The sequence below is a fragment of the Pararhizobium sp. DWP3-4 genome (assembly GCF_049898205.1).
Taxonomy (GTDB): Bacteria; Pseudomonadota; Alphaproteobacteria; order Rhizobiales; family Rhizobiaceae; genus Pararhizobium.
On sequence record NZ_JAFCXF010000002.1, the window covers coordinates 637,699 to 664,376 of the forward strand.

Consider the following 26,678-nt stretch of genomic DNA (forward strand, 5'->3'; position numbering starts at 1 on the left):
GGCGATGGCGCCGTCCGCTATGGATGCACCGTCAGCGTCGGTACCGCTGTCACGAACTTGCCACCCCAATCGCTGATATACGAAAGTTGCTGTCTGATTTCGGCTTGAAGGTTCCATGGCAGTATCACCACTCTTTCCGGTTTTTCGGCTTTGAGAAATTCTTCCGTGACAATCGGGATACGGCTGCCGGGAAGCAGCAGGCCCTGCTTGGCGGGGTTCTTGTCGACGACGAACGGCAAGAGGTCAGGCTTGACGCCGGAGAAGTTGAGCAGCGTGTTGCCCTTGGCCGCAGCGCCATAGGCTGCGACTTTCAGGCCGGCCCGCCGGCTGTCGATCAGGAAGGTCAGGAAGCCATCGCGCACGGTTTGCGCCGCCGCCTGGAAGTCTGTGTAGAAGGCATCGGTGAGCATGCCGGCAGCCTGCTCATCGGCGAGCGTTGCGGCCACGGCCGTGGTGACCGGATGTTTGCCGCTGTCGCTGCGCTGCGCAAACACCCGCAGGCTGCCGCCATGCCATGGCGTCGTCGCGACATCGAAGACGGACAGGCCGTTGGCTGCAAAGACGCGGCTGACGGATGTCAGCGACAAATAGGAATAGTGTTCATGATAGGCGGTATCGAACTGCGCCTCGCGCACCATGTTCAGCAGGTGCGGAAACTCGAAGGTCGCGACGCCGTTTGGCTTCAGCAACCGCGTAAAGCCGGCAACGAAATCGTTGATATCGGGCACGTGGGCGAGCACATTGTTGGCGGCCGTAAGATCGGCGGGACGGCCTTCTGCCGCAAGTTTTTCGCCGAGTTCCGCGCCGAAAAACTCCTCGACGATCTCGATACCCTTCGCCCGCGCAGCCGCAGCCGTGCTTGCCGTGGGTTCGATACCGAGGCAGCCAATGCCGCGCTCCCTGGCATATTGCAAGAGATAACCGTCATTGGCGGCGACCTCGACGATATGGGAGGCTTGGGTCAGGCCGAAACGGGCCTGCATATCGGCGACATAGCGCTTGGCATGCTCAAGCCATGAGGTCGAGAACGAGCTGAAATAGGCATAGCTTGAGGAAAAGAACGTCTCGCGATCGGCAAAATCCTCGGTCTGCACCAGGCGGCATTCCTGGCAGCAGCGGATCACCAGCGGATACCAGAGTTCCGGCAGATGCCGTTCACCGGCATTGACATAGGAATTCGACGGCGGCGCGGTGCCGAGGTCGAGAAAGGGCACCATATGCGTCGATCCGCAGTGACGGCATTTCATGCGGCTACTCCACGATAGTCCGGCGACAACAAAGGATGCGCCGCATCGCGCGGCGACAGGTTGGCGACCGGCAAAGGCCAGTCGATGCCGAGTGCGGGGTCCTGCGGATTGAGGCCACCCTCAAAAGACGCCGCATAAGGCTCTGAATGGGCATAGATCATCCGCACGTCATCGGTCAGCGCCTGGAAACCATGGGCGAAACCCTTGGGGATCAGCAGCGAACAGGCATTGCCTTCGGACAGCTCGACGGCGAAATGCTGCAGAAACGTCGGCGAGTGCGCCCGAATATCGACGGCGATGTCGAGCACCCGGCCACGGGTGCAGGTGACGAGCTTGATCTCGGCATGCGGCGGCATCTGGAAGTGCATGCCGCGCACCGTGCCCCTGTGGAGCGTGCCGGTCTCGTTCAACTGGGCGACGCGCCCCTGCCAGCCAAAGTGGCCAAGATCCTCCTCGCAGAAGAGCCGCGACAGAAAGCCGCGATCGTCCGACATGGTTTTGCGGCGGATGACGCAAAGCCCCTGGAGCGGCGTTTGGTGCGCCGTGAACCGCGCGCTCATCCGGCCGCCCGCAAAGGTTCGTCCTTGGTGGCAAGTCCGGCAAAATCGCGGATATCGCCGAGGCACAAGTCAAGCGCCGCCTGTCCCTGCCCTTGCGCTCTATACCACTCCATCGTCCGCTTGACGGTTTCCGCCAGACGCCAGCGCGGCTGGTAGCCGAGATCGGCGCGCGCCTTGGCACTGTCAAGCACCAGGTAGCCCGCTTCGTGCGGACCATCCGTGCCATCGCCGAGAACCATGGCGCCGCCGCCAAAATGCCGCTCGGCCATTTTCAGCACGGCGCCGACGGAGGCTGCCTCGCCGTGATCCGGACCGAAATTGTAGCTCTCGGGACCATCCGGCATCTGCCATAGGCGCTCCGCCAATCCCATATATCCGCCGAGTGGCTCAAGCACGTGCTGCCAGGGACGCACGGCGCGTGGACGGCGCACCTGCAATGTTTCGCCACGCTGCCATGCCTGCACCGCATCCGGGATCAGCCGGTCTTCGGCCCAGTCGCCGCCACCGATGACATTGCCGGCGCGCGCCGTGGCAAGACCGATCTTGCGGGCGGCAAAGAACGAGGCGCGGTAGCTTGCCGCGACGATCTCCGCTGCCGCCTTGCTGGCGCTGTAGGGATCGTGGCCACCGAGCGGATCGCTCTCCATGAAGGCAAGGCCGGTCTCGGCATTGTGGTAGACCTTGTCGGTGGTCACCACGACGATCGAGCGAACATCCTCCGACACCCGCAGGGCATCGAGCAGATTGGCGGTACCAATGACGTTGATATCGTAAGTCTCGGCCGGATTACGATAACCGGCGCGCACCAAAGCCTGCGCCGCCAGATGAAAGACGACCTGTGGCTTGGTCTTCAGCACATGATGGGTGACGGCATCACGATCGCGGATATCGATGATGCCCGGCCCATCCATGCCGCCGCCGAGCAGCAGATGCAGCGAAGGCTCCGTCTGCGGCGCCAGCGAAAGGCCCGAGACGTCGGCGCCCAGTTCGCGCAGCCAAAGCGATAGCCAGCTGCCCTTGAAGCCGGTATGGCCGGTGACGAGCACCCGTTTTCCGCGCCAGAATTCGTTCGTCATAGATATCACCAGCTCTTCCACGGCGGGGCGCCGCTCTGCCATAGACTTTCAAGGTGGTTCTTGTCGCGCAGCGTATCCATCGGCTGCCAGAAGCCGTCGTGGAAATAGGCCTGCAACTCGCCCTCTCTGGCCAGTCCCATCAATGGATCGCCTTCCCAACTTGAATGATCCGCCTCGATCCGGTCGATGACGCGGGGGGAAAGCACGAAGAAGCCGCCGTTGATGAAGCCGCCTTCGCCTTCCGGTTTTTCGATGAAGCCCTGGACTTCGGTGCCTTCCAGCTGCAGCGCGCCATACCGCGCCGGCGGACGGACGGCGGTCACCGTCGCCTGCTTGCCGTGGGTCTTATGGAAGGCAATGGTCTTGCCGATATCGACGTTGCTGACGCCGTCGCCATAGGTGAAGCAGAAAGCCTCCTCATCCTTGAGGTAGGACGCGACCCGCTTCAGGCGGCCGCCGGTCATCGAGCTTTCGCCGGTATCGACCAGCGTGACGCGCCAGTTCTCGGCGCTCTGTCTATGGAATTCGATCGAGTTCTGCGACAGATCGAAGGTGATGTCCGACATGTGCAGGCCGTAATTGGCGAAATATTCCTTGATCACATAGCCTTTGAAACCACAGCAGATGATGAAGTCACGCACGCCGTGGGCGTAGTAGAGCTTCATGATATGCCAGAGGATCGGCCGTCCACCGATCTCGATCATCGGCTTCGGCTTCAGATGGGTTTCTTCGGCGATGCGCGACCCCAGGCCGCCGGCAAGAATGACAGCTTTCATCCGCCCCTCCCGTTAGACGCAAAGACGATCGCGGGCAGTGCCGGCGATGACTTGGCGAGAGGAAGCAGAAATGCGGCCGGCCCGCGATCGAGCATCACCAGGCCCATGTGCCGCCTTCGACTGCAAAGCCAGAAGCCTTGCGGTCATACGGTCTTTAAGGCGCGAAAACTCCATCATGCTCCGGGTCCAGTCAGTCTATTCTGACCTGTACCCTAGAGGGTGAAACTGTCGTCAAACTGGAGAGGTCGCCCGGCTTTGCGCTGGCGACCCTACGTCAGCGTCAGAAAGACACCGAACCGACTGTATCTTAGAAGGAATTTTTCCGCATCAGATGCAGTTCCCAATCCAGCGCACTGCGGATGATGCCGTTCAGATCGTCATATTGCGGTACCCATCCAAGCTCCTGCTTGGCCAGCGCCGGATTGGCGACGATCATCGCCGGGTCTCCTGCACGACGCTCCGAAAACGTCACCGGAAAATCTTCGCCGTGCACGTGGCGCACGGCATCGAGCACTTCGAGCACGGAAAAGCCGTGGCCGTAACCGCAATTGGCCGCCAGCGACCCGCCACCTGCGCGCATGCGCTGCAGAGCCTTCAAATGCGCCTGAACCAGGTCCCAGACATGGATATAGTCGCGCACGCAGGTTCCGTCCGGCGTCGGATAATCGGTTCCGAACACGCTCATCGACTGGCGTTTGCCAAGCGCGGTGGCGCAGGCAACCTTGATCAGATGGGTGGCCAGTGCGGAGGATTGGCCGCTGCGTCCCTTCGGATCGGCACCGGCGACGTTGAAATAGCGCAACGCCGTATAGGTGAAGGCATGGGCGGCCGCGGTGTCGCGCAGCATGATCTCGGTCATCAGCTTCGATGAACCGTAAGGCGATTCCGGCTTGAGGTTGACGCTTTCCGTCACCGGTTCGAGTACGTCCGGCGTTCCATAGACGGCAGCCGTCGAGGAAAACACGAAATAGGGGATACCGGCCTCGACCGCGCTGGCGATCAGGCTGCGCGATTTGACGGTGTTGTTCTCGTAATAGCCGAGCGGATCGGCGACCGATTCCGGCACGACGATCGAGCCGGCGAAATGGATGATGGAGTCGATGTCGTTGTCGGCAAAGATCTGCTGCATCAGGGCCGTGTCGGCAATATCGCCTTCGTAAAAACGGGCTTCGGGTGCGATTGCCCAGCGAAAGCCGGTCGACAGGCGGTCGATGACGACGACCTGTTCGCCCGCATCGAGCAATGCCCAGACCATGTGGCTGCCGATATATCCGCCGCCGCCCGTTACCAATACCGCCATTGCCTGCTCCTGCGCTGTTCAAGTGAGCGGGATAAAACCCGTTCGCGGCGCGTTTCACAAGACTTTTGTGCGCTGCACAGCAGCCGAAGGTGGTTCAGAGTGCGGCGATATAGCCCGCCAGCCGTTCGGCAGCGATGGCGATCTGCCTGGGATCACGCAGAAAACAGGCACGCATGAACAGCGATCCGCCCTCGCCGAAGGCGGTGCCGGGTGCGAGGCCAACCCCGGTCTTGTCGACGATATCCAGCGCTGCACGCCGGGCATCGGTGACGCCATCGATCTTCAGGAAGGCGTAGATCGCCCCGTCCGGTTTCAGCGTCTGCACCCGGTTTGTGGCGATCAGAGCGTCGCACAAAAGGTCGCGTGAACGGGCGGCCTTGGCGACGTTTTCCGCGACGAACGCATCGCCCTGGTCCAGCGCCACCAAGGCCCCCGCCTGGATGAACTGAGCCACGCCCGATGTCGAATACTGGATCAGGTTTTCCAGCACCTGACCGATCGCCGGCGGCGCCACGATCCAGCCGGCCCGCCAGCCGGTCATCGACCAGTTCTTCGAAAACGAATTGACGAACAGGATGCGCTCGTCCTCCTCCATCACGTCGAGGAAGGACGGCGCGCGGTCGCCATTGTAGGAATAGAGCGCATAGATCTCGTCTGCGATGATCCACAGGCCGTGTTTGCGCGCCAGTGCCAGAATGGCTTTCAGGTCGTCATGCGTGGCCGTCCAGCCGGTTGGATTGGAGGGCGTATTGACGAAAAGAGCCCGCGTCTTTTCCGTGATCGCCGCCTCGAGCTTGCCGATGTCGAGCTGCCATTTGCCGTCCTCGAAGCTCAGCGGCACGGCGACGGCGCGCACGCCGGACAATTCGGCGCTGGCGGCAAAGTTCGGCCAGGCCGGGGTCAGGAACACCATCTCGTCGCCCGGCGAGGTCACGGCCTCGATGGCAAGCTTGATGGCCTGCATGCCGGAACCGGTCACATAGAAATTGTCCGGCGACAGCGTTTTGGCGAAATGCCGCTGGTAATAGCGCGACAGCGCCTCGCGTAATGTTGGGATTCCGCGCTGCCAAGTGTAGAAGGTCTCGCCGGCTTTCAGCGAATCCTGGGCCGCTTGCGAGATGAAATCCGGCGTCGGCAGATCGCCCTCGCCAACCCAGAGCGGAATGAGCCCGTCGCGCCCGCGCGCATAATTCACCAGTTCGACAATGCCGCTTTCAGGGGCAGAAAGCGATCGGGGGCTGAGGCTGGCAAGTATGGTCATCGGCGGGCTCCCTCGCGCATAACCCCGAAAATTGGAACCGATTTTCGCGGTTATGCGCAGCTAAAAAATACTAGAGCACCTTTTGCGCGCCCAATTGGGCGCGCGGCGCTCTAGTTGCCCGCCGCTTCTAGCTGTTTTTCACATCACGATCACGCGATATTCGGTGACGGATTTATCGATTCTGGTGATGTATCGACACCGGCCTGACGATCGCGAAACGCGTCTTATACGCGCTGTGTTTTCAGGAGATCGCGGATTTCGGTGAGAAGCTGAACGTCCACCGGTGGCGGTGCTGCCGGCTCTTCGTTCTTCTGCTTTTCCAACGAAACGCGCATCTTGTTGACGGCCTTGACCATCAGGAAAATGATCCAGGCGAGAATGAGGAAGTTGATCACCACGGTCAGAAAGTTGCCATAGGCAAAGACTGCGCCCTGCTCGCGTGCCGCAGCAAGCGAGGTCGCCGTTACTGTGCTGGAGAGCGGGAAGAAGAAATTGGAAAAATCCAGGCCGCCCGTGATGGCACCGATGACCGGCATGATGATGTCGTTGACCAGCGAATTGACGATCAGCGTGAACGCACCACCGATGATGATACCGACCGCAAGGTCCATGACATTGCCCCGGGCAATAAACGCCTTGAATTCATTTATCATTACTCTCTCCTTGTCTAAGACTGAAACCAGCTGCGGCGGCCTGTTCCTACGCAACCGGGTACAGGCCGGATGCTAACCGAAATCAAAATCATGTAAATCACGCAATCGAAATTAGCCTTGCATATATCGGTCGCGAAGCCCTGAAAAAGAGTTGCGGTTTCTTTGACTTAAGGCTTAGGCGAGGCCGATTTTCTTCGCATCCGTCTTGTCCTATGCTCTGGTGGAGGACAAGGAGGAGATATGCTCTCGGGCTCGATCATTTTCGGGGCCGCCTTCGCCTATCTGCTGCTGCTGTTTGCGGTGGCAAGCTATGGCGATCGCAAGGCGCGCAAGACCGATCCTGCCGGGAGAGGCAGGCCGCTGGTCTATGCCTTGAGCCTGGCGATCTACTGCACCTCCTGGACCTATTTCGGCGGCGTCGGTCTTGCTGCCGAGCGCGGATTGGAATTCACCGGCATTTATATCGGCCCGATCCTGATGTTCACCATCGGCCTGCCGGTCATCCGCCGGATCATCGCGCTCGCCAAGGCCGAAAAACTGACCTCGGTTGCCGATTTCATCGCCGCGCGCTACGGCAAGAACCCGATGGTTGCCGCCATCGTCGCGCTGATCTCCTTGATCGGCGCCATTCCCTATATCGCGCTGCAGCTCAAGGCCGTGTCGAGTTCGGTATCGGCGATGGTCGATACCAGCGGCTACGGCATCGGTTCCGGCCAGGACTTCATCGACCTGCCGCTTTTGGTGACGCTTTTCCTTGCCTGTTTCGCCATCGTTTTCGGCACCCGCCATACCGATGCGACCGAGCATCAGGACGGGTTGATCCTGGCAATCGCCATGGAATCAGTGGTCAAGCTATTGGCTCTGGTCACCGCCGGGATCTATGTGATCTTCTTCCTGTTCGACGGCCCGAGCGACCTGTGGGCGAAAGCTCTTGCCAACCAGCAGGTGATGACGGCGCTGAACTACCAGACGCCGCTGCCGCGCTGGATCCTGCTGATCGTTCTGTCCTCCTTCGCCATCATCATGCTGCCCCGGCAGTTCCATGTGACGGTGGTCGAGAACCGCACGGAAAAGGACCTGCGCACCGCAGGCATCCTGTTTCCGATCTACCTCGTGGCCATCAACCTATTCGTGCTGCCCGTCGCGATTGCCGGCGTGCTGACATTCGCCGGCAGCGGCGATGCCGACCTTTATCTGCTGACGCTGCCGCTGGCCGCCGACATGCCGGTCCTGACCATGATCACCTTCATCGGCGGGTTTTCCGCAGCGACGGCCATGGTCATCGTCGCGTCCGTGGCGCTGTCGATCATGATTTCCAACGATATCATCATGCCGGTGTTCCTGCGGCGCAACCTGATGGGCCGCGGTGGCTCGCAGGATGTGGCCGGCACATTGCTCAACGTCCGGCGCACGGCGATCTTCGTGGTTCTGCTGCTCGGTTACGCCTACTACCGCTCCGCCGACATGAGTTCGGGCCTCGCCTCGCTTGGCCTTCTTGCCTTTGCCGCCATCTCTCAAATGGCACCGGCCTTGTTCGGCGGCCTTGTCTGGCGCCAGGCAAACGCCCGAGGCGCGATTGCGGGCATGACGCTCGGCTTCATCGTCTGGGCCTATCTGCTGTTTCTGCCGAGCCTCGGCGGACCGGACAATTCGCATGTCGCGGCAACCGTTCTCGGTTTTCTTTTCCCGTTCACCTCCATCTTTTCCGGACCGGCAGCCGATCCGCTGGTCAATGCCTCGGCGCTCAGCCTGCTGGTCAACGTGCTCGCTTATGTCATCGGCTCGCTCACCCGGGCACCAAAACCGCTGGAACGGCTGCAGGCAGGCGTGTTCATCCGCCGCAAATCGCGCACCGAAAAGGCATTTCGCGGCCGCAAGACCAAGATCACTGTGCTCGACCTCAAAACCACGATTGCCCGCTATCTCGGCCAGGAACGGATGCAGCGCTCCTTCCAGACCTATGAGCGCCAGTCGGGCCGCTGGCTGGAGGATCACCTGCCGGCCGATATGGGGTTGATCCATTTTTCCGAACAGTTGCTTGGCAGCGCCATCGGCTCGTCCTCTGCCCGGCTGGTCCTGTCGCTGGTGCTGCAGCGGCTGGACGACACCTCGTCGGATACCGCCTGGCTGCTCGACCAGGCATCGGAGGCGCTGCAATACAATCAGGACATGCTGCAGACGGCGCTGTCGCAGATGGATCAAGGCATCGCCGTCTTCGACAGTTCCAACAACCTGATCATCTGGAACCGCCGCTTCCGCCAGCTGCTCGACCTGCCGGAAACCGCCGGTCAGGTCGGATTCCCGCTGGCAGACATCGTCTCCATGCTCACCCAGCGCGGCGATATCCGCAAGGACGACGGCAAGCGGTTGATTGCCAACTTCCTGACGCTCGACAAACCCTTCCTGCTCGAACTTTCCGGCGGCGCGCGCATTATCGAGGTGCGCACCAATGCCATGCCCGACAAGGGCATCGTCACCACCTATACCGACATTACCCAGCGCGTTGCGGCAGACATGGCGCTGAAGCAGGCGAACGAGACGCTGGAATTGCGCGTTGCCGAACGCACCGGCGAACTCACCCGCGTGAACAAGGAAGTGGCCGAGGCCCGGGCTGCTGCCGAAGAGGCCAATATCGGCAAGACCCGTTTCTTCGCCGCTGCCGGCCACGATATCCTGCAGCCGCTGAATGCCGCCCGCCTCTATTCGTCCTCGCTGGTCGAGCGTCTCGGCGAATCGGAAAACAGCGTGCTGGTGCAGAACATCGATTCGTCGCTGGAATCGGTCGAAACCATTCTCGGCGCCGTTCTCGACATTTCCCGGCTCGATACCGGTGCGATGAAGCCGCGCCTGCAATCCGTACCGCTCAACGACCTCTTGCGGCGCATCGAGACCGATTTCGCACCGGTGGCCCGCGCTGCAAACCTCAAGCTGACCGTCATGCCGACATCGCTGACGGTGCGCACCGACCCAAATCTCTTGCGCCGCCTGGTGCAGAACCTCGTCTCCAACGCCATCAAATACACGCTGACCGGCAAGGTGCTGGTTGGCGTGCGCCGCGAGGGTGGCGATGCGATCATCCAGGTGCTCGATTCCGGCATCGGCATCCCGGCGTCCAAGTTCCGCACGGTTTTCAAGGAGTTCGCCCGGCTCGACGAGGGCGCCAAGACGGCTGCGGGCCTTGGACTCGGCCTGTCGATCGTCGACCGCATCTCGCGCGTTCTCAACCACAGCGTCGACCTGCAATCCAAACCCGGCAAAGGCACGCGCTTCCGCGTGAGAATGCCGATCGACCGCACGGCCGCCGGCAGCGTCAAGGCTGCGCCGTCCGAACTGCTGCGCACTGCCGAGCCGCTGCATGGCCTGCGTGTGCTGTGCATCGACAACGAGCCGCTGATCCTGGAGGGCATGAAGCTGCTGCTGGAGGGCTGGGGCTGCAATGTGACCACCACGCCCTCTCTCGATATCTGGCAGCAGGGCCTGACCGCCCATGACCTGCGCCCCGACGCGATCATTGCCGACTATCACCTCGATGACGGCACCGGCATCGATATGATCCGCGCCATCCGGCTCTATTTCGGCACCGACATCCCGTCGCTGTTGGTCACCGCCGACCGCTCTCCGGAAGTGCGGGCCAGCGCAGAACGCGACGGAATCACCCTGCAAAACAAACCCGTCCGCCCGGCCTCGATGCGAGCCTGGCTGACGCAGCTGTCGGTGTCGATGAAGGCAGCGGCGGAATAAACAAAAAATTGATTTTATAGTGAAATTGCTATATTGGTTCGCTTATGACATCGGACGATGCGATCGATTTTAAAGAGGTGATCTTCCTGTCGCAGCGTGTCGAAGACGATTACCTTTCCCAACCGACGGAAGTGGTTGAAGCATTCGATTCCCGGATAACTGCGGTACAGAACCTTCGACGCCTGCCTGCCAGGCATCATCAGGCGCTATCGGGAAATGCGAAGGGATCGAAGAACTCCGCGTCTTCCACGACAGCAACACTTACCGGACATACTATCTTGCGAATTACAACGAGGTGGTGATCCTGATCGACGCAGGTATGAAGAAGTCAAAAAAGGACGGCGAAATTCCGGCGGAACAGGTTGCTCGGCTCTTGGAGAGAAAACGTCAGGCAGACCAGTTTTATGCCGGAAATTGGGCATTGCTACGCGAACGTTACGATGCGCGGCAAAAGCGAAGAGAATTGACATAGGTGAAAACAATGACGGACCCTGCAGCCGGACCGGCCAAATTGGGAAGCGGAAACTACCTCAAGGACCGCGGCTATAGCGACCCTGCGGAAATGAGGGTCAAGTTTCTGCTGTCGAATGAGATTGCGCTTGCCATCGAAGACAAGGTTCTAAGCCAGAAAGCTGCTGCGGAACTGACCAACCTGAAGCAGCCGGACATCTCAAGAATCGTCAACGGCAATGTCGGCGACTACTCCGTCTGGCGACTTATGCGCGCGCTGTCCCTGCTCGGCAGGGACATCGTCATCGACATCCATCAATCGAGCCAGGCGCGCGGCGATATCAACACGAATATCGCCCCTGCAAAGCAGGCGGCGGGACGTTAGGCTGCTCCTACGCAGCCACAGCCGAAATCTTGCCCAGCTGAATGACCGCCTGCGTGCGGCTATCGACGTTGAGCTTCAACAGGATCGCCGAGACATGCGCCTTGATGGTCGCCTCGGAGACCCCGAGTTCGTAGGCGATCTGCTTGTTGAGCAGGCCTTCGGCCAGCATGCCAAGCACGCGGGATTGCTGCGGGGTGAGCGTCTGCAGCCGGTGCAGCAATGCCGCCACTTCCGGCTCGTGCTCCATGCCGCGCTGAAAGCCCGGTGGCGTAAAGATATTGCCGGCCATGACCGTATCGATCCCCTGGCGGATTTCGTCGATGCCTGCGGATTTGGAGAGGAACCCGGAAGCGCCGAGTTCAAGCGCGCGCTGGATGGTTGCCGGATCGTCGTGGGCCGAGACGATCATCACCGGCAGGCTCTGGAATTCGGCCCGCAGCGCAATCAGCCCGGAAAGCCCGCTGACACCCGGCATGGTCAGGTCCAGCAGCATCAGATCGACCGACATATTGTCGATCGCCGCCTGCCGCGCCGAGGCGAAATCACCGGCCTCGATGATCGACGGGTTGCCGGGCATGCCCGCCAGAGCCTGGCGCATGGCGCCGCGAAACAGCGGGTGATCGTCCGCAATGATGATGGTCAATCCTGACGTCATGACGCTCCCTCCCAAGAGCATGGCCGCAAGGCCCGTCACGGCGGAAAAATCCTCCAATTCACCCGCTGTGCCGTCCAGATCCGGTCAGGTCTTCTGAGGCACGTCCTCCGTCTTGTCGGACGGTGGCTTTTCCTCGCTTTCCAGATCTTTCACAATTCCCATGAAACTGCGCATCATTCTTTCCATGACGCCCATCGTCTGGTCAATCTCTTCCTTCGTCGGAAGCCTTGGTTTGATGCCCAAGGGGCCTTCCGAGGCGGTCTTTTCCAGAGTTTCCACGCGTTTGGTCAGCAAATCGAGTTCCAGCTCAAAGGCGGTGCGCTCGTCGGCCGCCATCCGGCAGACGATGTCGCCGTTCTTTTCCTGGCAGAGCGAGACCTCGCCGGTCTGCGTATCCAGCCGCGCGATGCCACTATCGGTCTTTTGCATGGCGTAACGCCCGGGCGCCGGCTCCTGCGCCAGGGCTGCAAAAGCCGCAAACACGCCGCCAAGGGTTACTACCGGCATCAGCATCCTGTTCATTGCATTCTCCTTGCTCGACAAATTCCGCTGATCCCAAAAAATCAGGATCCCTTCACGCTTGCCGGTGGACATTCGCAGAAGATTGCGGCAATCCCGCAAAGGATATCGTCCAGGCTTTCAGGAAACGGCGGCATGCGCAGCATTATCTACAAAATCGTTCCGGCAACTCTATGGCAGGATGCGCGCGAAAGCGGAGAATTCAAGGGCGCTCCGATCGATCTGACCGATGGGTTCATCCATTTTTCGACCGCCGATCAGGTCAAGCAGACCGCCGCTCTGTATTTCGCCGGTCAGGACGGCCTGCTGCTTGTCGCCGTCGATGGCGAAAAGCTGGGCCAAGCGCTGGTGTACGAGACATCGCGCGGTGGCGCCTTGTTTCCGCATCTCTACGCCGCCTTGCCGCTCGATACGGCCATCTGGGAAAAGCCGCTGCCGCGCGGCGCTGATGGCAACCATGTCTTCCCGGAGCTTGACCAATGATCGACGTCCTCCAGTCGCTGGCCCGTCGTGGCCTTTTCCTGCTTGATCCGGAGGCTGCCCACGGCCTGTCGATCAAGGGACTGAAGACCGGCCTCGTTCCGGCTTGCGCCGCCCCCGCAGACCCCCGCCTGGCGCAGACCGTCGCCGGCCTCGCCTTTGCCAACCCGATCGGCCTTGCCGCCGGTTACGACAAGAATGCCGACGTGCCGGAAGCGCTGCTGAGACTTGGCTTCGGCTTTACCGAGATCGGCACCGTCACGCCAAAACCGCAGGCCGGCAACGACAAGCCGCGCATCTTCCGGCTGGTCGAGGATCAGGCCGTCATCAATCGCCTCGGCTTCAACAATGAGGGCCATCAGGCAGCACTGCAACGTCTCAAGGCCTGTGATCGCAAGGCCATGATCGGCGTCAATATCGGCGCCAACAAGGACAGCGCCGATCGCATCGCCGATTACGTCACCGGCATCCGCACGTTCTACGGCGTCGCCCGCTATTTTACCGCCAACATTTCCTCGCCGAACACGCCGGGCCTGCGCGACCTGCAGGCGCGCGAGAGCCTTGCGGCCCTGCTCGCCGCCGTCCTTGCCGCCCGCGACGACGAAGCCAAAAAGGCTGGTAGCCCCGTGCCGGTGTTCCTGAAGATCGCGCCGGATCTGACCGAAGAGGGCATGGACGATATCGCCGCCGTGGCGCTGGCCCATCATCTCGACGGCCTGATCGTCTCCAACACGACGCTGTCGCGCGACGGGCTGAAGGACCAGCGGCAGGCCAAGGAGAGCGGCGGTCTTTCCGGCAAGCCTTTGTTTGAAAAATCCACCATCGTGCTCGCCAAGATGCGCAAACGCGTCGGTCCCGACCTGCCGATCGTCGGCGTCGGCGGCGTCTCGTCGGCTGAAACGGCGGCGGAAAAAATCCGCGCCGGCGCCAATCTCGTCCAGCTCTATTCCTGCATGGTCTATGAAGGGCCACTACTGCCGGGCAAGATCGTCCGCGGCCTGTCGGCGCTTTGCGACCGCGAAGCGCTGACCTCGATCAGCGACATCTGCGGCAGCCGCACGGATTATTGGGCGTCCAAAGCGTAACTTCGATCCGGGGACCTGCCACTTAGCTTCAGCTCTGGCACCTCCCTCCCTCCGTCATGTCAGCCCTTGTGGCGGGGACCCAGTGCGTTCAAGTGCTTGAACGCAAAAGACTCATTTCACGCGACAGACGTCGCGTGGCTGAATTCCTGTGACAGGCACCGGAATGACGAAATCCTGATCAACCGGTCGAGAGCACCATGGCCCAATAGGGCCGGTTTCCGGAAGCGGGGTTGCGCATCACGGCGACGCCGAGACCGCTATAGTTCGGGCCCAGCATGTTCTCCAGGTGCTTGGGCGAGTGGAACCAGGCGGCATAGGCCCTTTCGGCGCTGTCCTGGCCCATGGCGATGTTTTCGGCTGCAGGCAGCGCCACGCCGCCGCCCTTCATGCGCGACAGGAAACTGTCGCCCATGCCGATCAGATGGGACATCTTGCCGGCCTTGGCCATGCGGGAAGCCTGCGACAGGGCCGCCTGCGCTGCCGCCGGATCGCGGACCAGCGGCTTCAGGCCCTTTTGTTTTCTAAGCGCGTTGATGTAGCCGAGCGTGGCATCGGTCTGGTCGCTGCCATTGCCGCTCGGTTTCACCTTGGGCGTGCCGCAGCTGGCGAGCACACCGATCGAAAGCAGGGCACCGGCCCGCAGGAACGTCCGCCGGGAGGCAGAAAAGTTCTGATCGTGCATATTACCGCCGGTAGCTCAGGACGCGCAGGATGATGAAGACCGGGATCACCACGGCCGCACCGAGCAGCAGGTAATCGCCGACGCGGCCAAGGGCTGCGAAGCCGGAATGCCAGAGATCGAGGATGAAATCCCGAACCGTGTAGAAGATGCCATAGGGTGTCCAGCCGAAAACGGCCATGACAAAGCCGACGATGACCGAGACCACCAACAGCTTGACGAGCACCCGAAGGGGCGAATCGCCCAGAAACCTGTTCACTCCATCGGCCATGGCCCATGATTCTCCTGTTTTTCTTCACATAGGCCGCCATGGCCCCTGCCGCAAGCCGTCAACATTGCCGTCAAATCGCCGCTTGCCATTTCTACAGTCGCACGCGACAAGCGCGGGAAGCCCAGACCGTCGATTGGCGGCTCGCAATCGAGACCCGGAACCATGTCGCTCAACCAGCTTTCCTCCGGCGATCTCATCGCCGACCGCCGCGCCGAATATGCCCATATGCTTGCCGATAGCGGCGATCATGCGGATGCAGCCGACCTGATGACCCAGGCGCTGGAGCTTGTGCCCGATTGGGCGGCCGGCTGGTTCCGCCTTGCCGACTATGAGGAGAAATCCGGCCGCAAAGAGGCGGCGATCGCGGCCTTGCGCATAGTTCTCACCCTCAACCCGGACGATATCTTTGGCGCCGGCCTGAAACTTGCCCTTCTCGGCGGCGCCGAAACACCCGATCAGCCATCAAGCCTCTACGTCGCGCAACTGTTCGACGACTATGCCGACCGCTTCGACAAGGCACTGGTCGAAAAGCTTGATTATACCGTTCCGGAAAAGCTGGCGGCGCTGATTACCGGCCACACGGGCGAGGCGCGGTTTGCCAATGTCATCGACCTTGGCTGCGGCACCGGCCTGTTCGGCGAGCGCATCCGCGACAAGGCGGATCGGCTGGAAGGGTTCGACCTGTCCGCCAACATGCTGGCAAAAGCGGAGGGCAAGGGCTGTTACGACCGTCTCGCGCAAGCCGACCTTTCGATGCCGCCGGAAACCTCCGGGCTGTTTTCGGACATGCCGGACCACCGTGCCGATCTGGTCAGCGCCGCCGACGTCTTGATGTATCTCGGCAATCTCGACAGCGTCTTCGTCATCGCGTCGCAGCTCTTGGGCAGCAGCGGCCTGTTTGCCTTTTCCGTCGAGGATGCCGATGTGGAGGGCGATTTTATTCTGCGGCCGTCGCTGCGCTACGCCCATTCGGAAACCTATATCCATAGCCTCTGCAAGCGCTTTGGGCTTGATATTCTCGCGATCAGCAAAACCGCCATTCGCAATGATGGCGGCAAACCGGTGTTCGGCATTCTGTTCCTTACGCGCAGATCGGCGTGAGCGCAGTTTTGTTGCGAAGTTGAAATAGGTCAGCATTGCTTACGTATTTCACTTGATTGCGACGGGCAGAGTCCCGATAATTGCTGCACTGCACACAGGCGCCACGGTCGAAGGACTGCCGGCGCATCTGCACCTTCATTCATTCCCTTCACGGCCGTTCGAGGTTTACTCGGGCGCCGCCTGGCCGTCTTCGGAGATCGCGACATGAGCATCGTCAATGCCCTTGGCTTCTTGAACACAAGCGCGACGCGTCACACACCCGTCGAGGACGTGCAGGGCATCTTTTCGGGCAGCCTCGTTGCAGCCCTTGGTCTCTATGTGCTTGCCAGTGCCGGACTTTTGACCGGCAGCACCGCCGGCGTCGCCTTTCTTTTGCATTATGCGCTCGGCATCAATTTCGGTCTTGCCTTCTTCGTGCTCAACCTGCCGTTCTTCTATCTGTCGTGGAAACGTCTCGGCATGGCCTTCACGGTAAAAACATTCATCGCCATCGCTATAACCTCGCTTTTGACCAATGTTCAGGGTCAGGTGTTCGAGATTGCCAGCATTCATCCCGCCTGGGCGGCCCTGCTCGGCGGTCTGCTTCTGGGTTACGGTGTTCTGGCGCTCTATCGCCACCGCGCCAGCCTCGGCGGCGTCGGCATTCTGGGCATCTATGTGCAGGAGCGCTTCGGCATCCGCGCCGGTCTGGTGCAGCTTGCCATCGATCTCTGCGTGCTGGCAGTCGCTTTCTTCGTCACCACGCCGCCGGTCGTGTTTTACTCGGTGCTTGGTGCCGTCGTGCTCAATCTGTTCCTGACGATCAACCACCGCGCCGACCGCTATATCGCTTTGTAAAAAACGCACGTCCTCCAGGCGGAGGAGACGTTGCGTGCAAAGCGCGGTGATGAGGGGGCCAAAGGCGCATTCTTCAACGATTGCGTCGCGCTAATGCCAAAGGGCGGCACCGGCCGCTCCCTCATCCAACCTTTTGCATCCCAGGTGAGAGCGGGAAAAGCAACAACCCCTTCCCGCTCTCCGGCGCCGCACCTGTTGCGGATGCGCGGCGCCGTAGCTGTTCTGCCGATCAGGCGGCCTTTGCCACCTTGTCCAGCGGATGCTGCGACCGGAAGCTGACGGCCAGCCGATTCCAGACGTTGATGGCGCCGATCGTCACGGTAATGATGGCGATCTCCGCATCCGAGAAGTGCTCCTTCAAGGCAGTAAAGGCATCATCCGGCGCGCCGGTCTGGGCGATGTTGGTGACGGCATCGACCCAGCCGAGCAGAGCCCGCTCGCGAACGTCATAGACTGGTGATTCACGCCAGACGCACAACAGGTTGATCCACTGCTCGCTTAGGCCGTCATGACGGGATTCCTTGACGTGCATGTCGACGCAATAGGCGCAGCCGTTGATCTGCGAGGCGCGCAGCTTGATCAGGTGGATGAAGCGGCGCTCCAGGCCGGAACTCTGCACGTAATTTTCAAGCGCCAACACGGCCTTGAAGGCTTCCGGCGATGCTTTTGTCATATCGAGACGCGGGTGCATGGTCTTGTCCTTTGTTGAGGGCTCAGCGAGCCGCTTTGCGTTCGTGGATTTCAAGGAAGGCGCAGCCTCTTGCTGCGATCGATCCATCGTCGATTTCGGCAAGTTGCACGCCGAGGTCGGCAATCGAGGTCTTGGCCAGTTCCGCCCTGTAGACGCGCTCGGCCCTCAGCATGGTGGCCGAGATGTTGCAGGGCTTGGAAAACAGATGATTGCCGACGGGGTTTGGGCCCCGCTGGCGGATTTCGCCGCAGCGGAAGGCAGGCGCCGAGCCTTCGACGGCAAGCACGATATCGAGCAGCGTGATCTTCTCTGCCGGTCTTGCCAGCCGGTATCCGCCCTTCGGGCCGGGCACCGTATCGAGAATGCCGGCACCGGAGAGAGACTGCAGATGTTTGAGCAGATAGCTGGTCGAGACACCATGAAACTCGGCGATCGCAGCCGCCGACAGAACCCCGCCCTCGGAAAGGCCGGATAGCATCGCAACGCTGTGAATAGCTTGCTCGACCCCCTCACCCAGCTTCATTGTCCTGCCTCCGCTTTTTATCGTGGATAATTTATATCCATGATTATTCCGGCCGTCAAGCGGTGAAATGCGTCACAGAGCTTGCGTTCGCAAAATCGGGAGATAGAAGAACATGATACAGGCGACGGGAAACAGTGACGATGATGGCAACCCCTGCAAAATCGGCCTTTGCGGCCTTGATGAACTCGAGCGCCGAGCGGCATTCGATCGTCGATGACGCCCAGGGCGTGATCTCCGGCAGCATGCTCGCCGTTCTCGGCATCACGCTGTTCTCCAGTGCCGGACTTCTGACCGGCGGTACGCCCGGCATCGCCTTTCTCGTCCATTACGCGACCGGCTTCAGCTTCGGCGCCTGCTTCTTTGTGGTGAACCTGCCCTTCTATTATCTGGCCTTCCGCCGCATGGGCCTGGCCTTCACGGTGAAGACCTTCATCGCCGTCGCCCTGACATCGGCCATGTCCGAAGTCCTGCCACGGGCTCTGGGGATCACCCATGTCGATCCGCTGATCGGAGCGCTGTTTGCGGGCCTTGTCGTTGGCGCCGGCCTGCTCGCGCTGTTCCGCCACCGCGCCAGCCTTGGCGGCATCGGCATTCTGGCGCTCTATCTGCAGGATCGTTTCGGCTGGCGGGCCGGCCTTGTCCAACTCGGCTTCGACGGCGCCATCGTCGCCTGCTCGTTCTTCCTCGCCAGCCCCTACATCATCGCCTGCTCGATCGCCGGCGCCGTCGTCATGAACATCACGCTGGCGATGAACCACCGCAAGGACCGCTATATCGCGATGTGAGAAGGCCGACAGCTACGCCCCTGAAGGCGTAACGGCACGCAGGGCGGTCGCCACCACCGCATCGCCGAATTCTATCGAGACCGGGCGATGCCCGACCAAAAGCCGGAAGAACACCGGCCCGTAGATCATGTCGAGCAAGGCCTCCAGATCGATCGGCGACGCGATCTCGCCCCTTGCCAGCGCCTGCTCGAGAATGACGCGTCCGGCATTGCGGCTCGACAGGATCACCTGATTGCGGAATGCCTTGGTGAATTCGCTTTCCGGGTCTGCCGCCGCAAGCGCCATGGTGATCTGCCGGCCGCGCGTGGTGGCGAATGCCGTCACCAGGCCGCGCATCTGCGCATGAAGCGCGACGTCCGCCGTCGCCCCCTTAGCTTCCGCTTGCGGCAACCGACTGACCAGCAATGCAGCCATCGCCAGTTCCTGCGCATTCGCCCAGGAGCGATAGATCGTCGGCTTGCCGACGCCGGAGCGCGCCGCCACGGCCTCGATGGTCAGACGGCCGAAACCGTCCGCCATCAGGATGTCGTGGGCAGCCTCCAGCGCTCGCTTTTGTGCGGCCTCACTTGGCGGGCGTCCGCGTTTCTTCGGTTGTGTATTTGGGTCTTGACTCATATCATTACGATACGTAACGTTAATATACAGACCCGTCAAGGAGGAGCGTCCGATGACCAGTATTGCCCGCAAAGTCAGCGCCTATTTCGTCGTCAAGAATGCAGCCCAGGCCATCGAGTTCTACAGCCGCGCTTTTGGTGCCAAAGAGATCTTCCGCATGACCGACCCGTCGGACGGCCGCATCGGCCATGCCGAATTGCGCTTCGGCGAGACGCTGATGATGCTGGCGGACGAATATCCGGACTTCGGCGCCCTGTCGCCCGACACGATCGGCGGCTCGCCCGTCACCTTCCATATCGACACGGTATCGACCGATGCCGCCGTGGCGCAGGCGGTTTCTGCCGGAGCGACGCTGTTGCGCCCGGCCGCAGACCAGAGCTTTGGCGAGCGCGTGGCGCAGGTTCTCGACCCCTATGGCCATCGCTGGATGCTGTCGCAGACCATCGAACAGGTGACGCCGGAGGAAATGCAGAAGCGCTGGAACGCAGGCGCGTCCGCCTAAGCTCTGCAGCCACGGCGGCGATGAAAGCGGCGCGCACCAGTCCTGTCGAGGCATTGCGGGTCTATTTCAGAATTCGGTAATCGATGCCTGTTATACGGCACCTCCAACGCCCATAACCTGCGGATGATACCAGCCTTGGACCTCGCGACCGTACTGCTTCTTCACAAGTCGTCATTTTTCATTGGTGCGCTCTGCTTCCTGTATGTTCGCTGGCAATCGCCGAGCAGTCACGGGCTCGGCATCCTCGCCGTCGCCTTCACCCTCCAGGCCGTTGCCTCGACATTTGCAGGCCTCGGTGAAAAGCATGCCCTGCAGCTTTCCGTGTGGGCATTGTCGAGCTTTTCGCTCGGCACCCTTGGCTATGCCGTCTTCTGGATTGGAATGAGGAGGCTTAGCGGCAACAACAATCGGCGCTCACTGGACTGGTTTGCGCTGGCAATTCCCGCAGGCCTTATCGTGACAGCGCTCCTCACCGGATTTCACCTCGACAGCATTTGGCGTGCGAGCATCTTTCAAGGCAGCTCGATCCTGTTCCTGGGTGCCTCGGCCGTGACGCTTATGCTGGACGACCGGCATGAAAAACTGTCGGCCAGATATGCGCTGGCGGCAGCGATTGCCGTGGCGGTCATCCTGTCGGTTTTCGTGGTTGCTGGGTTGATGGCGCCGGATACAGCACCTCTTCATCCGCGCGACGCCTTCTTCCTGCTCATCCTTTGCCATTTCGCCATAGCTCTGTTTTCGCTGGTTTTCGTCAAGGAACGAGTGGAAGCCATGCTGACGACGCTGCTCGACACCGATGCGCTGACGCAGATCCGCAATCGCCGCTGGTTCTTCCTGACGCTGCCCGCTGCACCACTTGCCGGCGACGCTTTCATCATCATCGACATCGATCACTTCAAGCGCGTCAACGACACCTTTGGCCATGCCGCAGGCGACATCGTGCTCGCCTCCGCCGCCAGGGAAATGGCGCTGAACCTGCGCCACGGTGAAATCTTCGCACGCCTCGGCGGTGAGGAATTCGGCCTCTATCTGCCCGCCGCATCCAATCTCGATCCGCAGGACGTTGCCGAAAGACTGCGCAACGCCGTCCAGTCGCTGAAAGTCAAAGTGGGCGAGACCTTTATCCCGGTCACGATCAGCGCCGGTACGGCTGTGGCCTGCGCCGGCCTGCCGCTGCACGAGCTTATGAGCCGCGCCGACACGGCACTGTATGGGGCCAAGAGCCGCGGCAGGAACCGCATCGAAGCGTATCGGGCCGATGCGCCATCCGTGCTCGCCTCCGACCCCCGGCAAAACACACGTCCGGCACAGACGACGAAGGCCGGGCAGGCAGCGTAACCGGACTTCCCTTCATACGGTTCCGCCGGCCGCCGGCCAAACTGCATGTCTTGCCCCGCTTCTTTTCCCCCGCGATTGCACTACATTCACCGATGTGAACCAGATCGATTCCATCCCGCGCGCCAAGACGCAAATTCTCCTGCCGCCGCCCTTCCTGCGCTGGTTCGAAGAAAAGGGCTGGCAGCCGCGTGCGCATCAACTGGAGCTTCTCTCCCGCGTCCAGGGCGGCGAAAGCATGCTTTTGATCGCCCCGACCGGCGCCGGCAAGACGCTGGCCGGGTTCCTGCCTTCGCTGGTATCGCTCACCGAGCGCGGAAAAATCCCGCCGGGCTCGGCCTTCACCGGCATCCACACGCTCTACATCTCACCGCTCAAGGCACTCGCCGTCGATATCGAACGCAACCTGATGAAGCCGGTTGGCGGCATGGGCCTGCCGATCCGCATCGAAAACCGCACCGGCGATACCCCCGCCGCCAAGCGTCAGCGCCAGAAGCTCAATCCGCCGGATATTCTTCTGACCACGCCGGAACAGGTGGCGCTGCTCCTGGCCAATGGCGAGGCCGAGCGCTTCTTCAAGAACCTGAAATATGTGGTGCTCGACGAGTTGCACTCGCTGGTCACCTCCAAGCGCGGCCATCTTCTCTCGCTCGGCCTTGCCCGCCTGCGCCAGCTCGCGCCTGCCATGCAGGCGATCGGCCTGTCGGCGACCGTCGCCGATCCGATGGATCTGCAGCGCTGGCTGGCGCCGCAGAGAGAGGGTGAAAACAATCATGCCGGGCTGATCACCGTCACCGGAGGCGCCCGGCCGGAAATCTCCATCCTGTCCACCGAGGAGCGCGTGCCCTGGGCCGGGCATTCCGCAGTCTACGCCATCGGCGATATCTACAAGGCGATCGGCGAAACCAAGACCACGCTTTTGTTCGTCAACACCCGCAGCCAGGCCGAGCGGGTCTTCCAGGATCTCTGGACCATCAACGACGACAATCTGCCGATTGCGCTGCATCACGGCTCCCTGGATGTCGGCCAACGGCGCAAGGTCGAGGCGGCCATGTCCGAAAACCGTCTGCGCGCCGTCGTCGCCACCTCGACGCTCGATCTCGGCATCGACTGGGGCGACGTCGACATGGTCATCCATGTCGGCGCCCCGAAAGGGGCATCACGCCTTGCCCAGCGCATCGGCCGCGCCAATCACCGCATGGACGAACCGAGCCGCGCCATCCTGGTGCCGGCCAACCGCTTCGAGGTGATGGAATGCCAGGCCGCCCTCGACGCCAACTATATCGGCGCGCAGGACACGCCCGCGGTCGGCAAGGGCGCGCTCGATGTGCTTGCCCAGCATGTACTCGGCATGGCCTGCGCTGCGCCCTTCGACCCGCTGGCGCTCTATGCCGAGATCACCAGTGCAGCACCCTATGCGTATCTGACCTGGGAAACCTTCGAGCGCATCGTCGATTTCGTCGCCACCGGCGGTTATGCGCTGCGCGCCTACGAACGCTACGCCAAGATCCGCAAGACGCCCGAAGGTTTTTGGCGCGTGTCCAATCCGATGATTGCGCAGCAATACCGCCTCAATGTCGGCACCATCATCGAATCGCCGATGCTCAACGTGCGCATGGTCAAGCACAATGCCCGTGGCGCTCTCGGTCGTGGCGGCATGCCGCTCGGCAAGATGGAGGAAAATTTCGTCGAAATGCTGTCGCCGGGCGATACGTTCCTGTTTTCCGGCAAGGTGCTGCGCTTTGAGGGTATCCGCGAAAACGAATGCCTGGTCAGCCAGGGCTTCAAGCTCGACCCGAAGGTACCCTCCTACAATGGCGGCAAGTTTCCGCTGTCGACCTATCTTGCCCAGCAGGTCCGCAAGATGCTTGCCGATCCCAGCCAGCACACGACGCTGCCCGATCAGGTGCGCGACTGGCTTTCCCTGCAAAAAGACCTCTCGATGCTGCCGAAGGAAGACGAGCTTCTGATCGAAACCTTCCCCCGCGGCAGCCGCCATTACATGGTGATCTACGCCTTCGAGGGCAGGCTGGCCCATCAGACGCTGGGCATGCTTTTGACGCGGCGGCTCGACCGCGCCGGATTGAAGCCGCTTGGCTTCGTTGCCACCGATTATTCGCTGGCCGTCTGGGGACTTGAGGATCTGAGCGACGCCTTCACGTCCGGCCGGCCGTGGCTTGCCGACCTGTTCGACGAGGACATGCTGGGCGATGATCTCGAAGCCTGGCTGAACGAAAGTTTTCTGCTCAAACGCACTTTTCGCAACTGCGCCGTCATCGCCGGACTGATCGACCAGCGCCATCCCGGCAAGGAAAAGAGCGGGCGGCAGGTGACGGTTTCCGCCGATCTCATCTATGACGTCCTGCGCAGCCATGAGCCGGATCACATCCTGCTTGAGGCCACCCGCAACGATGCATCCACCGGACTTTTGGAAATCGAGCGGCTTGGCGATATGCTGTCGCGAATCAAGGGGCATATCACCCATCGGCCGCTCGACCGTATTTCGCCGCTGGCCGTGCCGGTCATGCTCGAAATCGGCCGGGAATCGGTCAATGGCGACGCGCAGGACTTTCTGCTCGCCGAAGCCGCCGACGAACTGTTTGCGGACGTGCTGGCCACGGCATCGCCATAAACCTTGGTCAGAGACTGAACACAACGCCGCGCCGGAAATCCTATGCACCGCATCGCCCATGCCATCTCCGCCCTACCGGACAATCCGGCGCAATCGGCCCGCATCGTCGTCAACGGCGTCATCGGCGTCTGCGATCCGCTGGGCGGTCTCTATCTGCCCGATCTCGGCACACTCGTCGTTTCCGATCTGCACCTGGAAAAAGGCTCGGCCTTTGCCCGCCGCGGCATGATGCTGCCGCCCTATGATACGCTGGCGACACTGCGCATTCTGGATGCGGTGATCTCCCGTCACAATCCGAAGACCGTCATCAGCCTCGGCGATAATTTTCACGACCGGGTCGGCTCGGCGCTGATGCCCGAGCTGTTTCGCGGCATGATCGAAACCATGGCGCGCGGCCGCGAATGGATCTGGATCAACGGCAACCACGATCCCGACGGCACCACTGCCCTGCCCGGTGCATCGATGGACGAACTCATCCATTGCGGATTGATCTTCCGCCACGAACCGGGACTCAACGCCACCGCAGGCGAGATCGCCGGCCATCTCCATCCGTCCGCCACCGTCCGCCGCCGTGAAAAATACATGCGCCGCGCCTGCTTCGCCACCGACGGCCGCCGCCTGATCATGCCCGCCTTCGGCGTCACCACCGGCGGCCTCGACTTGCGCCACCAGGCCATGCGCGGCCTGTTCGACCACCAGAGCCTCATCGCCCATATGCTGGGGCGGGACCGGATCTATTCGGTACGCTTTGCCAATTTGCTGGGATGAGCGCAGGAATACCGGGAGCGAAGACCGTAGCGGAGAGCCTGAGCATGACGGAGAAACGCGGTTCACCGAGGACACGGGCTCTCAAGAGCGGCCGTATCATGTTCAATCACGGATCTTCCTCGATCGACTGCACGATCCGCAACCTCTCAGCAAGCGGCGCCAAGCTTCTTGTCGAGAATGCCCTCGGGCTCCCCGATGAATTTCTTTTGATGTGTGCAGACGACAGGAATTACAAATGCACTGTCAGATGGCGCAAGCTCAATGAGATGGGCGTCAGTTTCGACGCTGCCATCTAGCGCGCTGCATCTTTCTCCGCCCCATATCGCAGGATAACTCCGCCCGATCCCAGCGGCCGGGATTCCAGCAGCTTGAGCGACTTGCGCCGGTCTGCGGGCTTGAACAGCGGCGTCCCCTGCCCGAGCAGGACCGGCACGACGCAAAGCATGATCTCGTCGATCACATCGTCCTGCAACAGCGAGGCGACGAGGTCGGCGCTGCCGAAAATGTAGATGGTCTTGTCGGTGGCCTGCTTCAGTTGCGCAAGCTCGGCCGCGATGTTCTTGACGACGCGGGTGTTGTTCCAGTCCGATTTTTCCAGTGTATGCGAGGCGACGATCTTCGGAAGCGCGTTCATGTAGGCCTTGACTTCGGTGTCGTCGTCCGCAGTCGTCCAATAGGCCTTCATGCCCTCATAGGTGACCCGGCCAAAGACGAGCGCTTCGGCCTTCTTGCCGAATTCCTTGCTCAACGCGTCCAGTTCCGGCCCCCAGGCCTGCCTGTGGAAATCGAGATCCCATTTCTTCACCCCCTCGAAATAGCCGTCGAGGGTGACGAGATTCCAGACGATGACCTTGCCCATATCAAGCTCCTTCGATCAAAACAGATTGGAATTCACAAGCGGCCTGATGTTAATCAAACAGATTGCAAAATGCAATCGGTTATCGTGAAGGCGTCTGAAAGACGGTTGCGGTTTCTCGACCCGGGTATCGCTCCATCCAAGCGGCCTGCCGTCGACTGATCATGCGCGGCCTCTTTGATCACCTTGTCGCTCTGGGGTGGGCCGGATTTATTCGGCTTGCCGATCTGCTGGAGTGAACGCTGACTCTTTTACCATCGCGCTCATTATGATAATTATTGTCAATAATTATCACTTTCATGAGGACGAGCGATGGCGAGTTTCGCATTGAACGAGCATTATGAACGCTTCATCCAGGCACAACTTGAATCCGGCCGCTATAACAATGCCAGCGAAGTCGTGCGGGCGGGGTTGCGGATGCTTGAAGATTTCGAGGCGGCACGCGAGCGCTGGCTGCGCGACGAAATCCCGTCGCGCCTGGAGGATATCCGCCAAAACCCGCAGACAGCCATTTCGCTCGAAGACGCCTTTTCCAGATTGGAAGGGCGGCATCAAGCTCGGCTTGCCAAGTCAAAATGACCATGCGCTACAAAGTTCTTCTCCATCAGAAGGCGAAGGAAGAGCTGAATGCGCTCTACGATACAATTGCAGAAAGTGCCGGCCCAACAACTGCTTGGAACTTCGTGTCGGGCATCCGCACATTCTGCACACAATTGTCGGATTTCCCGGAGCGCGGCACGGAGCGTGTCGAACTGATGCCGGGCTTACGCATCATCGGATATCGGCGCAGTGTCAGCATCGCATTTGCGGTCGAGACCGACACCGTCATCATTCTCGGCATTTTCTACGGCGGCCGGAATTTCACCGCCGAGATGTTCGACGAGCGGCGTTAGAC

30 protein-coding genes are annotated in these 26,678 nt (G+C 61.1%); 15 read left to right on the forward strand and 15 right to left on the reverse strand.

The genetic code is table 11. The features are described 5' to 3' along the window. Positions 1 to 17 precede the first annotated feature (17 nt). The 7 genes from ACP7E6_RS08235 to mscL all read right to left on the reverse strand — a co-directional run bounded on the left by ACP7E6_RS08235 (position 18) and on the right by mscL (position 6,873). Complete coding sequence (locus ACP7E6_RS08235) at positions 18 to 1,247, reverse strand: methyltransferase domain-containing protein (protein WP_426229221.1); 1,230 nt, start codon at positions 1,245 to 1,247, stop codon at positions 18 to 20. Further along, positions 1,244 to 1,807: a dTDP-4-dehydrorhamnose 3,5-epimerase family protein gene (locus ACP7E6_RS08240; RefSeq protein WP_426229222.1), complete on the reverse strand. Its 564-nt coding sequence runs from the start codon at positions 1,805 to 1,807 to the stop codon at positions 1,244 to 1,246. The genes ACP7E6_RS08235 and ACP7E6_RS08240 overlap by 4 nt, the downstream gene beginning before the upstream one ends. Then, positions 1,804 to 2,883 (reverse strand): CDP-glucose 4,6-dehydratase, encoded by a 1,080-nt coding sequence (rfbG, locus tag ACP7E6_RS08245; RefSeq protein WP_426229223.1) that lies wholly within the window; start codon positions 2,881 to 2,883, stop codon positions 1,804 to 1,806. The genes ACP7E6_RS08240 and rfbG overlap by 4 nt, the downstream gene beginning before the upstream one ends. Positions 2,884 to 2,888: 5 nt before the next feature. Next, positions 2,889 to 3,659, reverse strand: a complete 771-nt coding sequence (gene rfbF, locus ACP7E6_RS08250) for a glucose-1-phosphate cytidylyltransferase (protein WP_426229224.1) — start codon at positions 3,657 to 3,659, stop codon at positions 2,889 to 2,891. A gap of 307 nt (positions 3,660 to 3,966) precedes the next feature. Next, the gene (galE, locus tag ACP7E6_RS08255; protein ID WP_426229225.1) at positions 3,967 to 4,959 is read right to left on the reverse strand and encodes a UDP-glucose 4-epimerase GalE; all 993 of its coding nucleotides are present in this window, start codon (positions 4,957 to 4,959) and stop codon (positions 3,967 to 3,969) included. A gap of 94 nt (positions 4,960 to 5,053) precedes the next feature. Then, a complete protein-coding gene (locus ACP7E6_RS08260; protein ID WP_426229226.1) occupies positions 5,054 to 6,220 on the reverse strand; it encodes a pyridoxal phosphate-dependent aminotransferase in 1,167 nt (388 codons plus the stop codon). A gap of 224 nt (positions 6,221 to 6,444) precedes the next feature. Then, positions 6,445 to 6,873 carry a large conductance mechanosensitive channel protein MscL gene (mscL, locus tag ACP7E6_RS08265; RefSeq protein WP_426229227.1) on the reverse strand — a complete coding sequence of 143 codons (429 nt, stop codon included), beginning with the start codon at positions 6,871 to 6,873 and terminating at the stop codon, positions 6,445 to 6,447. 240 nt (positions 6,874 to 7,113) lie between these two features. On the opposite strand from mscL, the gene ACP7E6_RS08270 reads away from it, so the two are divergent. From ACP7E6_RS08270 to ACP7E6_RS08280, 3 genes are all read left to right on the forward strand, one after another. Further along, positions 7,114 to 10,614, forward strand: coding sequence for a PAS domain-containing hybrid sensor histidine kinase/response regulator (locus tag ACP7E6_RS08270; protein WP_426229228.1), 3,501 nt, complete (start codon positions 7,114 to 7,116; stop codon positions 10,612 to 10,614). A gap of 208 nt (positions 10,615 to 10,822) precedes the next feature. Further along, positions 10,823 to 11,086 carry a type II toxin-antitoxin system RelE/ParE family toxin gene (locus tag ACP7E6_RS08275; protein ID WP_426229448.1) on the forward strand — a complete coding sequence of 88 codons (264 nt, stop codon included), beginning with the start codon at positions 10,823 to 10,825 and terminating at the stop codon, positions 11,084 to 11,086. A 9-nt stretch (positions 11,087 to 11,095) separates the two neighbouring features. After that, positions 11,096 to 11,449 (forward strand): helix-turn-helix domain-containing protein, encoded by a 354-nt coding sequence (locus ACP7E6_RS08280; protein ID WP_426229229.1) that lies wholly within the window; start codon positions 11,096 to 11,098, stop codon positions 11,447 to 11,449. Positions 11,450 to 11,456: 7 nt separating this feature from the next. Here the strand turns inward: ACP7E6_RS08280 and ACP7E6_RS08285 are convergent, their stop codons facing one another. Continuing rightward, positions 11,457 to 12,104, reverse strand: coding sequence for a response regulator transcription factor (locus tag ACP7E6_RS08285; RefSeq protein ID WP_426229230.1), 648 nt, complete (start codon positions 12,102 to 12,104; stop codon positions 11,457 to 11,459). Between the two features lie 84 nt (positions 12,105 to 12,188). Then, entirely contained in the window at positions 12,189 to 12,626 is a 438-nt protein-coding gene (locus ACP7E6_RS08290) for a hypothetical protein (RefSeq protein ID WP_426229449.1), read from the reverse strand. A 132-nt stretch (positions 12,627 to 12,758) separates the two neighbouring features. Between ACP7E6_RS08290 and ACP7E6_RS08295 the strand changes: the two genes are divergently transcribed. Next, positions 12,759 to 13,106 carry a DUF952 domain-containing protein gene (locus ACP7E6_RS08295; protein ID WP_426229231.1) on the forward strand — a complete coding sequence of 116 codons (348 nt, stop codon included), beginning with the start codon at positions 12,759 to 12,761 and terminating at the stop codon, positions 13,104 to 13,106. Next, positions 13,103 to 14,188, forward strand: coding sequence for a quinone-dependent dihydroorotate dehydrogenase (locus ACP7E6_RS08300; RefSeq protein WP_426229232.1), 1,086 nt, complete (start codon positions 13,103 to 13,105; stop codon positions 14,186 to 14,188). Before ACP7E6_RS08295 ends, ACP7E6_RS08300 begins: the two co-directional genes overlap by 4 nt. Positions 14,189 to 14,366: 178 nt before the next feature. On the opposite strand, the gene ACP7E6_RS08305 is transcribed toward ACP7E6_RS08300, so the two are convergent. After that, a complete protein-coding gene (locus tag ACP7E6_RS08305) occupies positions 14,367 to 14,870 on the reverse strand; it encodes a CAP domain-containing protein (protein ID WP_426229233.1) in 504 nt (167 codons plus the stop codon). Position 14,871: 1 nt separating this feature from the next. Next, complete coding sequence (locus ACP7E6_RS08310) at positions 14,872 to 15,138, reverse strand: DUF6460 domain-containing protein (protein WP_426123949.1); 267 nt, start codon at positions 15,136 to 15,138, stop codon at positions 14,872 to 14,874. Positions 15,139 to 15,300: 162 nt separating this feature from the next. Here ACP7E6_RS08310 and ACP7E6_RS08315 point away from each other — a divergent pair, with 162 nt between their 5' ends. After that, a complete protein-coding gene (locus ACP7E6_RS08315) occupies positions 15,301 to 16,239 on the forward strand; it encodes a methyltransferase domain-containing protein (RefSeq protein WP_426229234.1) in 939 nt (312 codons plus the stop codon). Positions 16,240 to 16,443: 204 nt separating this feature from the next. Beyond that, complete coding sequence (locus ACP7E6_RS08320; RefSeq protein WP_426229235.1) at positions 16,444 to 17,076, forward strand: YitT family protein; 633 nt, start codon at positions 16,444 to 16,446, stop codon at positions 17,074 to 17,076. A 229-nt stretch (positions 17,077 to 17,305) separates the two neighbouring features. On the opposite strand, the gene ACP7E6_RS08325 is transcribed toward ACP7E6_RS08320, so the two are convergent. Then, the gene (locus ACP7E6_RS08325) at positions 17,306 to 17,767 is read right to left on the reverse strand and encodes a carboxymuconolactone decarboxylase family protein (protein WP_426229236.1); all 462 of its coding nucleotides are present in this window, start codon (positions 17,765 to 17,767) and stop codon (positions 17,306 to 17,308) included. A 22-nt stretch (positions 17,768 to 17,789) separates the two neighbouring features. After that, positions 17,790 to 18,290 carry an RrF2 family transcriptional regulator gene (locus tag ACP7E6_RS08330; protein WP_426229237.1) on the reverse strand — a complete coding sequence of 167 codons (501 nt, stop codon included), beginning with the start codon at positions 18,288 to 18,290 and terminating at the stop codon, positions 17,790 to 17,792. A 143-nt stretch (positions 18,291 to 18,433) separates the two neighbouring features. Here ACP7E6_RS08330 and ACP7E6_RS08335 point away from each other — a divergent pair, with 143 nt between their 5' ends. After that, the gene (locus ACP7E6_RS08335) at positions 18,434 to 19,075 is read left to right on the forward strand and encodes a YitT family protein (protein ID WP_426229450.1); all 642 of its coding nucleotides are present in this window, start codon (positions 18,434 to 18,436) and stop codon (positions 19,073 to 19,075) included. A gap of 12 nt (positions 19,076 to 19,087) precedes the next feature. Here the strand turns inward: ACP7E6_RS08335 and ACP7E6_RS08340 are convergent, their stop codons facing one another. Beyond that, a complete protein-coding gene (locus ACP7E6_RS08340; protein ID WP_426229238.1) occupies positions 19,088 to 19,690 on the reverse strand; it encodes a TetR/AcrR family transcriptional regulator in 603 nt (200 codons plus the stop codon). A gap of 52 nt (positions 19,691 to 19,742) precedes the next feature. Here ACP7E6_RS08340 and ACP7E6_RS08345 point away from each other — a divergent pair, with 52 nt between their 5' ends. The 5 genes from ACP7E6_RS08345 to ACP7E6_RS08365 all read left to right on the forward strand — a co-directional run bounded on the left by ACP7E6_RS08345 (position 19,743) and on the right by ACP7E6_RS08365 (position 25,223). Continuing rightward, a complete protein-coding gene (locus ACP7E6_RS08345; RefSeq protein ID WP_426229239.1) occupies positions 19,743 to 20,192 on the forward strand; it encodes a VOC family protein in 450 nt (149 codons plus the stop codon). 135 nt (positions 20,193 to 20,327) lie between these two features. Continuing rightward, a complete protein-coding gene (locus ACP7E6_RS08350) occupies positions 20,328 to 21,530 on the forward strand; it encodes a GGDEF domain-containing protein (RefSeq protein WP_426229240.1) in 1,203 nt (400 codons plus the stop codon). A 94-nt stretch (positions 21,531 to 21,624) separates the two neighbouring features. Continuing rightward, positions 21,625 to 24,159 (forward strand): ligase-associated DNA damage response DEXH box helicase, encoded by a 2,535-nt coding sequence (locus ACP7E6_RS08355; RefSeq protein WP_426229241.1) that lies wholly within the window; start codon positions 21,625 to 21,627, stop codon positions 24,157 to 24,159. A gap of 42 nt (positions 24,160 to 24,201) precedes the next feature. Continuing rightward, positions 24,202 to 24,927 (forward strand): ligase-associated DNA damage response endonuclease PdeM, encoded by a 726-nt coding sequence (gene pdeM / locus ACP7E6_RS08360; RefSeq protein WP_426229242.1) that lies wholly within the window; start codon positions 24,202 to 24,204, stop codon positions 24,925 to 24,927. Between the two features lie 44 nt (positions 24,928 to 24,971). After that, complete coding sequence (locus tag ACP7E6_RS08365; RefSeq protein ID WP_426229243.1) at positions 24,972 to 25,223, forward strand: PilZ domain-containing protein; 252 nt, start codon at positions 24,972 to 24,974, stop codon at positions 25,221 to 25,223. Here ACP7E6_RS08365 and ACP7E6_RS08370 read toward each other — a convergent pair. Further along, positions 25,220 to 25,786, reverse strand: coding sequence for a dihydrofolate reductase family protein (locus ACP7E6_RS08370; protein ID WP_426229244.1), 567 nt, complete (start codon positions 25,784 to 25,786; stop codon positions 25,220 to 25,222). The genes ACP7E6_RS08365 and ACP7E6_RS08370 overlap by 4 nt on opposite strands. A gap of 309 nt (positions 25,787 to 26,095) precedes the next feature. On the opposite strand from ACP7E6_RS08370, the gene ACP7E6_RS08375 reads away from it, so the two are divergent. Together ACP7E6_RS08375 and ACP7E6_RS08380 are read left to right on the forward strand one after the other, a co-directional pair. Next, the gene (locus ACP7E6_RS08375; RefSeq protein ID WP_113318498.1) at positions 26,096 to 26,362 is read left to right on the forward strand and encodes a type II toxin-antitoxin system ParD family antitoxin; all 267 of its coding nucleotides are present in this window, start codon (positions 26,096 to 26,098) and stop codon (positions 26,360 to 26,362) included. Between the two features lie 2 nt (positions 26,363 to 26,364). Continuing rightward, positions 26,365 to 26,676: a type II toxin-antitoxin system RelE/ParE family toxin gene (locus ACP7E6_RS08380; protein WP_426229245.1), complete on the forward strand. Its 312-nt coding sequence runs from the start codon at positions 26,365 to 26,367 to the stop codon at positions 26,674 to 26,676. Positions 26,677 to 26,678: the final 2 nt, after the last annotated feature.